A 13,085-nucleotide genomic window follows, 5' to 3' on the forward strand; every position below is an offset into this window, starting at 1 on the left:
GAGGTTAAATGTTTAGAACTAAATTTTCAGATTGGTTAGCGGGTGTGGTGCTGTGTATCGGCTTGGTATCGAGCGCTCAGGTGGCAGCGCATGGCTATGGTGATCATCCTGCTGCGCAATCATTCATTTCAGAGATGGCAAGTCAAGGCTTCGATGAAGATGAGATTAGAACCGTTCTCCAGTCGGCTGAGCGTCAAGACAGTATCCTTAAGGCAATCTCCCGTCCAGCAGAAAAGCGTCTTAACTGGGGCGAGTACCGTAATATCTTTTTACGTGATAAGCGGATTCAACAGGGCGTCGAATTTTGGCATCAATATAGCGATACGCTGCAGCGAGCAGAGCAAGAATATGGCGTACCCGCGCATATTATTGTTGCCATTATCGGCGTTGAAACGCGTTATGGCCGCAATATGGGCAGCTATCGAGTCATCGATGCTTTAGCCACACTCGGTTTTGATTACCCCCCGCGCGGCAAGTTTTTTCAGGGACAGTTGAAAGCGTATTTTCAGTTAGTGCGTGAAGAACAAGCGGATCCTTTTAGTTTGAAAGGCTCGTATGCCGGCGCGATGGGCTATGGTCAGTTTATCCCGAGTAGCTTCAGAAGCTTTGCGGTTGACTTTGATGGCGATGGCAAGAAAGATATATGGAATAATCCGGTTGATGCGATTGGCAGTGTGGCCCATTATTTTAGTGCGCATGGCTGGAAAAAAGATGAACCGGTTCGTTCGAATGTGGTGATGCAGCAATTAGCCGATGAGGCGTGGATCAACGGAAGCCTGAAACCTAAAGTGACCTTGGGCGAATGGTCAACTCGGGGGGTACGTACGCGTAAGGATCTAAGCCTTGATGATAAAGCGACGCTGATACGCCTCGAAAAGGACGGCGAATTTCACTATTGGTTTGGTTTGCATAACTTTTATGTGATTACCCGCTACAATCATAGTCGTTTATATGCCATGGCCGTTTATGAATTAGGGCAGGCGGTGGCCGAACAACATAGAGTCGCAGAAGGTTAATCAATATGAGCCGAGTTATCCATAATCTGATAGCACTGTCATTGATAGTGCTCTTGGCTGGCTGTTCCTCTTCAGGAGGGCGCTATGCTGTGGACAAAGATTATGGACCTGCGGCTGAGGTTGATGTGTCGCATGTGCCGAATGCCGTGCCTCGAGTTGAAGCTAAAAGTCGCGGCGGCAATAAAAGTCCGTATACGGTATTGGGTAAAACCTATTATGTCATGGCATCCGGCATGGGTTATAAAGAGCGCGGCGTTGCCTCCTGGTACGGAAAAAAGTTTCACGGGCATAAGACCTCTAATGGTGAAATATATAATATGTATGCCATGAGTGCCGCACACAAATCGTTGCCGTTACCGAGCTATGTACAGGTGACGAATCTTAATAATGGGCGCAAGGTTATCGTGCGGGTGAATGATCGTGGGCCATTTCACGGCGGGCGGATTATCGATCTCTCTTATGCCGCGGCTTCTAAGCTCGATATGTTGGGCCACGGTACGGCGAACGTTGAGGTTGAAGCGATTGACCCACAGCGTTGGAATACCTCAACCGCCGCCGCTATTAGTACGCCTCTAGCACCGCCGCCGGAGGCGACAGCCTCTAATGGAGCTCGTTATCTACAGGTGGGGGCTTTTAGCTTAGCAACTACCGCGACAGAGGCTCAGCAGGAACTAGAGACGATGCTGCCCGGTTATCAGGTCCGTATTGTGCCACTACAACGCCCGAATAAAACCTTATATCGTGTTCAGGTTGGCCCCGTCTTGCTGAATGCGAACCTGGCTGAACTGATTTCTCGTATCGAAGCGGCAGGCTATCTGCGGCCACATTTGGTAGACTAAGCGCACTTAAATGTAGCGATGATGGGAAACCGCTGAATTGTTCGCGAACCTTTAGTCTATTTTCAGGTCTCAGCTGTATCTAGACCCTCTGTAACCGTAAAAAAGTATCTATAACACTATGATTAGAAAATTTGTTTTTCGCTCTGCTTTGATTCGTTTTGTTCTGTTATCCCTGTGTATTTTTGCGCTGCCAGTACAGGCGGCGAAAATTACCCCCGCACCGCCTCAAGTGGCGGCCCGAGCGTATATTGTTATGGATGCGGATACTGGCAAAGTCATCATGGCTAGTCGGGAAAACGAACGTTTCCCACCTGCTAGCCTAACCAAAATGATGACCAGCTATATTCTTGAAGCCGAGCTGACTAAAGGCAATGTTGGTAAGAATGATTTGGTGCCGATCTCTGTAAAAGCATGGCGGGCACCGGGATCACGGATGTTTATTCAGGAAGGTACTCAAGTGTTGTTGAGTGATCTACTGAAAGGCATCATCATTCAGTCGGGTAATGATGCCAGTGTCGCGGTTGCCGAATATATCGCCGGTAGTGAGGCGGCCTTTGCCGATATGATGAATCAGCATGCGGCTCAGTTGGGGATGCAGAATACGCATTTCATGAATGCCACTGGCCTGCCAGCGGATGATCATTATGCATCGGCATTCGATCTGGCATTATTAGCGCGCGCCATCATTCAAGATTATCCTGAACAGTATGGCGTGTACTCAGAAAAGTATTTCACTTATAACCAGATTCGTCAGCCCAACCGTAATAAGTTGTTATGGCGCGATGATTCAGTGGACGGCTTGAAAACGGGGCATACCGATGCTGCGGGTTATTGCTTAGTCGCTTCAGCCAAGCGCGAAGGCATGCGTTTGATTACCGTTGTGATGGGCACCAGTAGTGAAGAAGCTCGCGCTCAGGAAAGTCAGAAATTGTTGGCTTATTCGTTCCGTTACTTTAGAACCCATAAGCTCTATGATGCTGGGCAGGTACTAGAAACCACTAAGGTATGGGCAGGACAGCAAAGTCAGCTTAAAGTTGGCCTGACGAATGCCATGGCGATCACGATTCCACGGGGTGAAGGTGAGCAGTTACAAGCGGTTTTAGATCTGGATAAAGTGATTAAAGCGCCGGTGGCTAAAGGTCAGAGCTTTGGTACGCTGAAAGTTATGTTGGAAGATAAAATTGTCGCTGAAGCGCCGGTTGTCGCTTTAGAGAGCATTGCAGAGGCAGGTTTGTTACAACGTATATGGGATGCCATCGCGTTGTTCTTTTATAACCTGATCAACTAATCGGTCGATCGCGAGGCATGGATGCCCGGGCTTAGTGGATGAGTCCGGGCATCTGTCGTTAATAAAGATGAAAACAGTATTTCTGAACGGCGAGTATATCGCAGAAGATCAAGCTCAAGTGTCAGTATTTGATCGAGGTTTTCTGTTTGGTGATAGTGTTTACGAGGTTATCCCGTTTTATCAAGGGGTGGGCTTTCGTTTAGATGAGCATCTACAACGTTTGGCATACAGCTTAGAAGCGATACAGATTGTGGCCGATTATGATTGGAGCGCGATTCTGACTCGCCTAGTGGATTTGAATGGCGGTGGTAATCTGTCGGTTTATCTACAGATAAGTCGAGGTAGCGCGGGTCGCCGCAGTCATATTTATGATGCCAACATGATACCGACGGTGTTTGCCTGTTGTAATCCGATTAAAGACATTTATGATGCAGGACCGGATTCGATTGCTGGTGTGCGAGCGATGGTGACCGACGATCTGCGTTGGGGACGATGCGATATTAAGAGTACCGGCTTGCTGCCGAATATATTGGTGATGCAGCAGGCTAAGCAAGCCGGCGTGCAAGAAGGGCTGATGATGCGTGATGGCCTGCTCACGGAAGGCGCGTCCTGTAATGTCATGCTGGTGGAAAAAGGCGTGATCTACACTCCCAGAGGCGGGGCGGAGATTCTCGGCGGCACTACGCGAGAATTGATCCGCGAGTTGGCGGCCAACAATGGTATTGTCATGCAGGAAGCCGATATCGATTATGCTCGCTTACTAGCCGCCGATGAAGTCTGGCTGAGTAGCTCTACGCGTGCCGTGGTGCCGGTGATCGAGATAGACGGTCAGCCCGTCGCGGATGGTAAAAAGGGCCCCTTATGGGCGCAAATGTTCGAGCTGTTTACCCGTTATCAAAATGACCTGATGAACGGCTAAGAGATTGAGAGATAGTTATGGCACAAGAGACAAAGCAACAAGCGCCTAAAATTGAGTTTCCTTGTCCGGATTACCCGATTAAAGTCATTGGCCGTGATGGACCTGATTTTCAGGAGGTCGTGATCGATGTCGTGCGTATTCATGTACCTGATTTAGATATCACCACGATCGATTTACAGGGCAGCCGTAAAGGCACCTTTACATCGATTCGGATGAAAATTACGGCGACAGGGCATGAACAACTGAAGGCCCTGCACGAGGACCTGCTGGAGACTGGCCGTGTCACGATGGTGATATGATGGCGTTATCTGAACAGCTTGTTGTACGTGATTTGGGATTGGTTGAATATCAGCCAACATGGCAGGCGATGCAAGCTTTCACCGCCACCCGTGAGGCCGACACCGTTGATGAGATCTGGATCTTGGAACATCAACCGGTGTTCACGCAAGGGCATGCGGGTAAAGCAGAACATCTGCTAGGCACCGGAGATATTCCGGTGGTACAGGTCGATCGTGGCGGTCAAGTGACCTATCATGGCCCTGGACAGCTGGTGGTTTATCTATTACTCAATATCCGCCGTAAAAAATTTGGCGTTAAAGAGCTCGTCGCCCGAATGGAGGCCAGCATCGTTGAGTTGCTGCAGCAGTACGGTGTTGAGGCGTATGCGAAAGCTGACGCCCCTGGTGTGTATGTTCATGAAGCTAAAATTTGCTCGCTAGGATTGCGAGTACGTAGAGGCTGTTCGTTTCATGGACTCGCTTTTAATCTAGATATGGATCTCGAACCTTTTAACCGGATTAACCCTTGTGGTTATGCCGGTTTATCAGTTACCCGGCTGAAAAACCTGGTCGAGAACCTCGACAGGGAATCCGTTAAGGATTCACTCATAGAAATACTGGTGAAAAGACTCGAATATAACGAGCGCACCAATGCTAACTCGTTGGAAGGTATAGATGTCTGAAGATAACGTAAATGTGCAAAGTGCTGGCGCAGTGAATCATAAGCCCAAGCGCGCGGAAGCGGGTGTGAAGCTACGGGGGGCTGAAAAAGTATCCCGGATCCCAGTGAAAGTGATTCCCACCGAACGGGATCAAATACTCCGTAAACCGGAATGGTTACGTGTGTCTTTAGGAACGACGCCTAAAGTGCAAGGTATCAAGAATAAGCTGCGTAAACATAAGCTAGCGTCGGTATGTGAAGAAGCCAGTTGTCCAAACTTAGGCGAATGTTTCAGCCATGGTACCGCGACTTTTATGATTATGGGCGATATCTGCACACGGCGTTGTCCGTTCTGCGATGTGGCGCATGGACGACCTAAAGCGTTGCCGGAAAATGAACCGCAAGAATTAGCGGAAGCGATCGCTGATATGGGGCTACGTTATGTCGTCATCACCTCGGTAGACCGTGATGACTTACGTGATGGTGGTGCCGAGCACTTTGCTCGCTGTATCACTGAAACGCGTAAGGCCGTGCCCTCGATTCAGGTTGAAACCCTCGTACCTGATTTTCGTGGACGGATGGATATCGCCTTAGATATCTTGCAACAGACTCCTCCGGATGTGTTTAATCACAATATGGAAACCGTGCCTCGCTTGTATCGTCAAGTACGTCCGGGGGCGGATTATCAGTGGTCATTAGAACTGCTGCAAAAATATAAGCAGCGTTGCCCAGATGTCCGTACTAAATCGGGCTTGATGGTGGGCGTGGGTGAAACTAAAGAGGAGATCTTTGAGGTATTGAAAGATCTACGTGCTCATGATGTGGATATGTTGACGATTGGTCAATATCTGCAACCTAGCCGTGATCATCTTCCTATTGATCGCTATGTCACGCCGGCTGAATTTGATGAGTATGCTGAGGTCGCTAAAGAACTCGGTTTCTCACAAGTGGCGAGCGGCCCCTTGGTAAGATCTTCTTATCATGCCGATCTGCAAGCGAAAGGTGAAACAATTAGCTAATGCGGCGGGCTCAGTTGCTTAAACTACTGCTGTCAGTGGTGATTCTGTTTATCACCCTGGCCGTGGTGGAGTATCAGATTGGATGGTACAGCTTATTAACTTCCTGGCAAGGCTTTAGCGGCGCGACCTTAGCGATGCTGATGCTGCTCTCATTGAGTAGTAATGCCTTGCGGGCATTACGCATTAAAATTAGTTTTGAGTTACCCGCTGTGCGTTATCCACAGATGTTTTATCTCAGTACTAACCATAATTTACTCAATAATTTATTACCGATGCGCACCGGCGAAGTGGCTTTTCCGGTGTTAATCAAACGCTATTTTGGTATCGGGGTAGTCAACTCCACTTCGCATCTCTTACTCTATCGCTTGCTTGATCTTGTCGCCTTGCTCTCGGTGGCAGGGGTTTTGGCGTTATGGCAGTTTAGCCCTTGGGCCGCCTTAGGCGTGGCGCTGATGACGCTATTAGGTTTGTTACTGTTTAATCAAGGTAAGCGGCTGATGGTGTGGTTACTGGGACGTTGGCGGAATGCCAAACTGACGCAGCTGGCACAAGTACTTAACGATCTTCCTACCCGTGGCGGCCATTTTGGTGCCATTGTCATCACTACCTATGCGGTCTGGCTAACCAAGCTGCTGGCGTTTCTTGGTGTGGTGTTACAGCTATCAGAGCTAACGTTAGCGCAAGCGGTAACCAGTGTGGCGATTGCCGATCTGTCTTCTATTTTACCGATTCATGGGGTGGCAGGGTCGGGTACATTTGAAGCGGCCTTTGTTTTAGCGGGGCAGTTTTATGCTATCGATACCACGGCGTTATTAACAGTCGCGGTGCAGTTGCATCTGTTTCTGTTGCTAATGTCATTTGTTGCCTTTGCACTGGGGTGGTTGGTGGCCAAAATCTTCCATCGTGAAGAGCTGTTACAGGTTGAAACCGATTGAGCTGTCATGCACGTGGCACGGGCTTTACCTTCATATCAAAAGGGCTTTGTGATAGAGTCCAAACAATTTTAATGTCCTGAAAACGGGTTGTTTATGAAATCATTATCGATCGTCGTACCGATGTATAAAGAAGAGGACTGCGTGTTTCCGCTGGTTGAGCGGGTGCATGAATGCCTCAGTGATTATTCCGGTAAGTGGGAATTGATCTGTGTCGATGATGGCAGTCCTGATAATACGGTTGGACGCTTAAGCGAAGCTCAACAGCAGTGGGGCGATCACCTGCGGATCGTTGAGCTGCAACGCAATTTTGGACAGACGGCGGCGATGCAAGCGGGTATTGATGCGGCGCGTGGTGAGATTATTGTTACCATGGATGGCGATCTGCAAAATGATCCGGCTGATATTCAACGCATGATTATCGAGATGGAAGAGCGTGATCTGGATATGTTGCAGGGCTGGCGAAAGCAGCGGGAAGATGAATCAACCCGTAAGTTCTTTTCGCGGCAAGCCAACCGCCTGATCGCTAAGGTCACCAGTGTTAATCTGCATGATTATGGTTGCAGCTTAAAAGTCTATCGTGCCAGCGTGATTAAACAGGTACGTCTGTTCGGTGAGATGCACCGTTTTATCCCCGTGTGGGTTGCTTCGGTGACTAAGCCGTCACGCATTGGTGAGACGGTGGTTGATCATCATGCGCGTCAGTTTGGCGAATCTAAATACGGTTTATCACGGACATTTCGGGTGATTCTTGATCTGCTAGTGGTGTTCTTCTTCCTCAAATTTAAAGCCCGTCCAGGCCACTTCTTCGGTTATCTCGGTCTCGGTATGGGCGTGATTGGGTCACTCATCATGACTTGGTTGATGGGCGTAAAACTGTTTCTCGGCGAAGATATCGGTAGCCGGCCACTCTTTATGATCGGTATTTTCTTGCTCGTGGTGTCGTTGCAGTTTATTACTACGGGTGTGTTGGCCGAAATGATGTCACGTATCTTCTTCGAGACCTCGAAAACCCGTGGCTACACGTTGCGTGAAACGTTAAATGATGATGAAGACGGTCGCTGGTGTGATCCGCAGCCCAACCCAATGGATGAGACCACAGCGCATGACGCCAACGCGGCAAAATAACCTTCTGCACTATGGGCTGCTATTTGCTGCCCTCTTTTTGGCTTTTTTTTGGAATATCTGGGGCTTCCCGTTATTCGATCTCGATGAGGGCGCTTTTTCTGAAGCAACCCGAGAGATGTTGGCCAACAACAACTTTGCCGCCACCTATCTCGATGGCGAACCCCGCTATGATAAGCCGATATTAAGCTATTGGTTTCAGGCACTCAGTGTCTCGTTATTTAATCTGAGCGAGTTTTCCTTGCGATTACCTTCAGCGATAGCTTCCTGCTGCTGGCTGTTAGTCTGTTATCGCTTTGCGCTGACACAATGGAATAAAACCACCGCCTTGTATGCCGTGTTGATCATGGCGAACACCCTCTGGATCAGCATCATCGGTAAGGCGGCTATTGCGGATGCTTGGCTTAATCTGTTTTTAACCCTCACGTTGCTCGATATGTGGCGGCACTGGCAGCAACCGCAGCGATCTATTTTATTGCGTGTGTATCTGTGGATGGCGCTGGGGTTATTGGCCAAGGGGCCGGTCGCGGTTTTGGTACCTTTGTTAGTCAGCGGGATCTTTTATACTCTTCAAGGTGAATGGCGTCGTTGGTTAGCGGCTATCTTTTATCTGCCGGGTTGGGTGCTATTGTTGGCTATTCTAACCCCTTGGCTGTGGCTAGTGTATCAAGATCAAGGTATCGGCTTTTTTCAAGGTTTTCTACTCGATCATAACTTGAAACGTTTTAGTGATACTCGCGAAGGGCATGGCGGTAAGCTTTGGTATTACCTGTTTGCTTTACCGTTAGTGTTGCTGCCTTTTAGTGCAGCATTGTTTACGCTATTGCGTCAACTCCGTGATGTATGTAAGGATTTACTTACGCTCTACCTCATGATCTGGTTGGCGGTGGTGTTTGTCCTCGTGTCGGTTTCTGGTACACAGTTACCGCATTATGTGGTCTACGGTATCAGCGGTTTACTGCTGTTATTTGCTCATTATCGCGATCGAGTCTTTCGCCGTTGGGGGCTAATCTTCCCCTTGATGTTTTTTGTCTTGATGGTGGCTTTACCTTGGCTCTTGGTGTCTGCGGCGAGTCAAAGCCATAAGCTGTATGAACAAGAGATGTTAGCCCGCGTTTGGGAGGTGGTCGGCACTCCGTATATTGTCGCGAGTATCATTGCCTTGCTGCTGACGTTGGTTGTGATGTGGTTACCAAAACTGACATTGGCGGCTAAGTTTGTTGCTATCGGCTTTGTGCAGACGTTATTTGTCTTTAACTTTTTTATTCAGGTGATGGCTGGCTTACAGCAGCAACCGGTTCAGGAAGCTGCCGCCGTTGCACGGCAGCAGAGTAACAAGTCGGTGGTGGCTTATGGCTTACATATGCCCAGTTTCAGTGTTTATCGTGATGCGATTACGCCGAAGCAAAAGTTTCCTCAGCCGGGTGATGTGATTTTTACTGACGCCGATAATCTTATTAAGTTACAGCGACGCAACCCCGATGCTGAGCTCGAGCTGCTGTTTGATAAAGGCGGCATCAAACTGGTGGAATGGCATAATGCAAAACCTATGGTCACAAATTAAAGGCTGTTTCATCGTCGCGGGTCTACCCGCACAGTTGAACCACTCTCAACAGCAGTTTAATCAGCAGCTCGATAGGCAGGCATTAACTCGTTTAATTCAGCTGGCGCTGCTGTTATTTGTCGCCGCCTTGTTGTTGTGGATTAGCGCCGATTATCACGCGGGTTTCCATTTCTTTAATCAATTGACGCCGCTCCTGCCTAGTCAGTTCTGGCAGATTGCCACGTTTATGGGTGATACCACGTTTGTACTCACGCTAGCACTGTTGGTGGCGCGGCGTAAGCCCGAACTGCTGTGGGTGCTGTTTATCGCCGCGATTTACGGCACCTTGGTGACGCATGGCTTGAAAATGCTGTTCGATATGCAGCGTCCGCCTGTCGCGCTCATGAGTGATGAGTATCATTTAGTCGGTAAGGCGCTGAGAAATGGTAGTTTTCCTTCGGGTCATTCATTCACCGCCTTCGCTTTCGCCTCCGTGGCGTATTACTTCTTCAATCATCGATCATTACGTTGGGCATTACTGCTACTCGGCGGATTTGTCGGCTTTAGTCGCATCATGGTCGCCGCGCATTGGCCGATTGATGTGCTTGTTGGGGGTGGCCTTGGCATGTTGGTGACAGTTGCGGCGATTCAAACGGCTCGCTGGTCTCATGTCGGCTTTCGGCGTCCGATGCATTTCTTCATTGTATTTTTGTTATTAGTGGCGGCGTTGATGATTATGTTTGGACATACCGGCGGTTATCCACAAGCTCAGCTGTTCGCTAAGGCTATCGCTTTTACTGCTTTGCTGGTGTTTATATGGGAATACTTTCTACCTGTGCGAGCCTCCCGAGCTAATTAATCACGCCGATCAAACAGCGGCATCGATCACAATTGTCTTTACCTGTTAACGCCTCATCTGTGATAAGCTATATTAGATTTTTCTTATATAGCTATCATTAATTGAGGGGCGTCGTTATGTCTGCAACTAAAGTTATCTCTGTATCCGCTTCGATGAAAGCCGGTTGTCAAATTCATGCGGATATCCGCGGCCATAAAGTGACGATTGATCAGCCGGTTCAGGCGGGGGGAACCGATGCTGGCCCAACCCCCTTGGAGTATTTTCTGTTTTCATTAGGGGGCTGTATTGCCAGCATCGCGCGCCTTGCGGCAAATCAACAGCGAATTGAACTACGCGCTATGGATATCGAGATTGATGGCGCGATGAATCCAGCCGGCTTACTCGGTAAGCCAACCGAAGACCGCAATGGTTTTCAAACGATTACGGTTAAAGCCAGTATTGATGCGGATTTGAGTGATGAGGAGAAAGCGACATTTTTCGAGGCGGTCTGCCTTCGCTGTCCTTTACATGACAATATTATGCTGCAAACCGATGTTATCCACCGCTTAAATTAAATGTTTACGCGCTCACCTATTGCTAGGTGATTAAATAGGCCTGCTCATCATCGCTGTTGATTGGCTTATCACGGCTAGCGATCCATCGATGCAATGACTTTATGGGGCAGGTCTAGCGGGCAATGCTTTAATGTCAGGGCCGCTTTTCACCTGTTTTATAAATAGCGCTAATACAATTAATAGCATCGCGGTTATTTCCAGCCTATCCAAGTTATCGCCTAATAAAAGCGCACCGCTGAGTAAGGCGACAACTAACTCTAAAGCGCCGGTGAGTGCATTTTTATCAGCGCATGATCGTGGTGCTCCTAACATAAACAGCAGCTGCGGAAGGGCGGCTGCCAAGAGCGCGATGCCGATCACGGAGAAACAGCCGAGCGTCGTCACCGGCACGATGTGCGTGGGCGCCGCCCAAGCGGCGATCGGTAGAAGAATCAGAACATGGCCGATGGTGATCCAAGCCATTCGATTACCGGTGGGCAGGTGGCATCGAGGATTGGATAGATATTGAACCTGAGTGGCCACGGTGAGTGGGGCTAAAAAGCAGGTAGCAACGGCGAATAGTGAGTCGGCCGGCAGCGATTCAGGCTGAATCGATAGGGACGCGGCAATCGCGATCAAGGCGGCTGAAATCAGGGCGTTTTGAGACGGTGACCGATTAAATACCAGCCAGCCAATGAGGACACTAAAAACGGGGTAGCTGTAATAAATTAGAATAGCCGTCGCCGCCGGAATGGTTTCCAGTGCGTGAAAATAAGCAAATATAGAAACGCCACTGACGATACCTAAGACTAATGATCTCGCCGCTTCCGGCCAGTTAGCTTTGGCCGTGCGTAAGAAAAACGCAAAAAATAGTGCGGGTAATATAAACCGATAGAGGCTAACCATTTCTGCCCCTAAACCATCATCGTATAAGAGTTGAGCAAAGAGTGGGTTGAGCCCGTAAAGAACGGCAGCGGCTAAAACCAACGCTTGACCCTGATGGTTTGATTTTCTGTGCACAGCGATCTCTCTTAGTCTGTAGGCGGCTTAATTTCTTCAGTGCACAATAACGCTACATAGATGAATAAAAAAATGAATAATTTGCCTTGTTGATTAATTTTGTGCATATATAAGTCTATTTTGATATGCCAATACGCTAAATAGAGGTGAGGTGTACGCATGCGGTTAGATATTAAGCATTGGGAGATGCTGAAAGCGATTGATGATACTGGTACGGTAAGGCAGGCCGCCTATCTATTAGGGATCACTCAGTCAGCGCTAAGCCATCGGCTCGCCGAAGCGGAAAGGCGTTTGGGTGGGTTATTATTCGAAAGAGAAGGGCGAAGGCTGAGACAGACCACCGCTGGCCGTGCCATGACACAGACCGCCAATCAGGTTATCCCTGCGTTACAACGGGCTGAAGTCGATTTTCAGCAGATGGCCATACAGCAAAAACGGGTGGTTCGTTTTGGCGTTGCCGCCTATAGCTGTTATCACTGGTTACCCGCATTTTTACAGCTTATGTCACGACAAGAGCCCGATATTCAACTGGAGTTGGTGGCTTCAGCCACGCAAAGCCCGCTGCAAAACTTGCAAGATAGTACCGTTGATGTTGTTTTAGCCCCAGGCCATCTCGCGATTCCAGGCATCGATTCCATCGCTGTATTTCAGGATGAATTGGTATTATTGACACATTCACAGCATAAATTGGCGGGTAAAGCCGCTATTGAGGCCGCTGATTTAGAAGGCGAAGTCTATCTTACCTATAGTCAATCGGCGCAGCCGGGCTTCGAATATGAACGGTTTATCCGTCCTTCTGGTGTGGTACCTCACTTGGTGACTGTAGTTGAAGTTACCGAGGCGATTATCGAACTGATTGCGGCAGGGTTTGGCGTGAGTATTTTGTCGAAATGGGCGGCGCAATCAGCTATTAGCAGTGGCAGTATCGTACCTGTCCGCGTCAGTGAAGCGGGGCTTGATTTAGCCTGGTCGGCATTGATGCGTGAAGCAGAACCGGCATCCTCTGAGGTTCGTATTGTATCGCAGCGGTTGGCTGAGTGGTTTCAGCGTTAA

The 13,085-nt window shown here is 48.9% G+C and carries 14 protein-coding genes; 13 read left to right on the forward strand and 1 reads right to left on the reverse strand.

From position 1 onward, the window contains the following. The first annotated feature begins 8 nt into the window (after positions 1–8). From mltB to Q4488_RS07795, 12 genes are all read left to right on the forward strand, one after another. Positions 9–1,016, forward strand: a complete 1,008-nt coding sequence (gene mltB / locus Q4488_RS07740; protein WP_303579901.1) for a lytic murein transglycosylase B — start codon at positions 9–11, stop codon at positions 1,014–1,016. A 5-nt stretch (positions 1,017–1,021) separates the two neighbouring features. Next, positions 1,022–1,855, forward strand: a complete 834-nt coding sequence (locus Q4488_RS07745; RefSeq protein WP_303579902.1) for a septal ring lytic transglycosylase RlpA family protein — start codon at positions 1,022–1,024, stop codon at positions 1,853–1,855. A 118-nt stretch (positions 1,856–1,973) separates the two neighbouring features. Then, positions 1,974–3,143, forward strand: a complete 1,170-nt coding sequence (locus Q4488_RS07750; protein WP_303579903.1) for a D-alanyl-D-alanine carboxypeptidase family protein — start codon at positions 1,974–1,976, stop codon at positions 3,141–3,143. A 67-nt stretch (positions 3,144–3,210) separates the two neighbouring features. Beyond that, positions 3,211–4,062 carry an aminotransferase class IV gene (locus Q4488_RS07755; RefSeq protein ID WP_303579904.1) on the forward strand — a complete coding sequence of 284 codons (852 nt, stop codon included), beginning with the start codon at positions 3,211–3,213 and terminating at the stop codon, positions 4,060–4,062. A gap of 17 nt (positions 4,063–4,079) precedes the next feature. Further along, the gene (locus tag Q4488_RS07760) at positions 4,080–4,361 is read left to right on the forward strand and encodes a YbeD family protein (RefSeq protein ID WP_303579905.1); all 282 of its coding nucleotides are present in this window, start codon (positions 4,080–4,082) and stop codon (positions 4,359–4,361) included. Continuing rightward, positions 4,361–5,023, forward strand: coding sequence for a lipoyl(octanoyl) transferase LipB (gene lipB / locus Q4488_RS07765; RefSeq protein WP_303579929.1), 663 nt, complete (start codon positions 4,361–4,363; stop codon positions 5,021–5,023). The genes Q4488_RS07760 and lipB overlap by 1 nt, the downstream gene beginning before the upstream one ends. Next, positions 5,016–6,020, forward strand: coding sequence for a lipoyl synthase (lipA, locus tag Q4488_RS07770; RefSeq protein ID WP_303579906.1), 1,005 nt, complete (start codon positions 5,016–5,018; stop codon positions 6,018–6,020). Before lipB ends, lipA begins: the two co-directional genes overlap by 8 nt. A 14-nt stretch (positions 6,021–6,034) precedes the next feature. Further along, complete coding sequence (locus Q4488_RS07775) at positions 6,035–6,955, forward strand: lysylphosphatidylglycerol synthase domain-containing protein (RefSeq protein ID WP_303579907.1); 921 nt, start codon at positions 6,035–6,037, stop codon at positions 6,953–6,955. A 93-nt stretch (positions 6,956–7,048) separates the two neighbouring features. Then, the gene (locus Q4488_RS07780; RefSeq protein WP_303579908.1) at positions 7,049–8,080 is read left to right on the forward strand and encodes a glycosyltransferase family 2 protein; all 1,032 of its coding nucleotides are present in this window, start codon (positions 7,049–7,051) and stop codon (positions 8,078–8,080) included. After that, positions 7,995–9,641, forward strand: a complete 1,647-nt coding sequence (locus tag Q4488_RS07785) for a glycosyltransferase family 39 protein (RefSeq protein WP_303579909.1) — start codon at positions 7,995–7,997, stop codon at positions 9,639–9,641. Before Q4488_RS07780 ends, Q4488_RS07785 begins: the two co-directional genes overlap by 86 nt. Beyond that, positions 9,616–10,479, forward strand: coding sequence for a phosphatase PAP2 family protein (locus tag Q4488_RS07790; protein WP_303579910.1), 864 nt, complete (start codon positions 9,616–9,618; stop codon positions 10,477–10,479). Before Q4488_RS07785 ends, Q4488_RS07790 begins: the two co-directional genes overlap by 26 nt. Before the next feature lie 116 nt (positions 10,480–10,595). After that, positions 10,596–11,033, forward strand: coding sequence for an OsmC family protein (locus Q4488_RS07795; protein ID WP_303579911.1), 438 nt, complete (start codon positions 10,596–10,598; stop codon positions 11,031–11,033). Between the two features lie 99 nt (positions 11,034–11,132). On the opposite strand, the gene Q4488_RS07800 is transcribed toward Q4488_RS07795, so the two are convergent. Continuing rightward, positions 11,133–12,032: a DMT family transporter gene (locus Q4488_RS07800; protein WP_303579912.1), complete on the reverse strand. Its 900-nt coding sequence runs from the start codon at positions 12,030–12,032 to the stop codon at positions 11,133–11,135. 159 nt (positions 12,033–12,191) lie between these two features. Here Q4488_RS07800 and Q4488_RS07805 point away from each other — a divergent pair, with 159 nt between their 5' ends. Further along, positions 12,192–13,085 (forward strand): LysR family transcriptional regulator, encoded by an 894-nt coding sequence (locus tag Q4488_RS07805; protein WP_303579913.1) that lies wholly within the window; start codon positions 12,192–12,194, stop codon positions 13,083–13,085.

This window comes from Amphritea sp. 1_MG-2023 (genome assembly GCF_030547545.1).
Taxonomy (GTDB): domain Bacteria; phylum Pseudomonadota; class Gammaproteobacteria; order Pseudomonadales; family Balneatricaceae; genus Amphritea.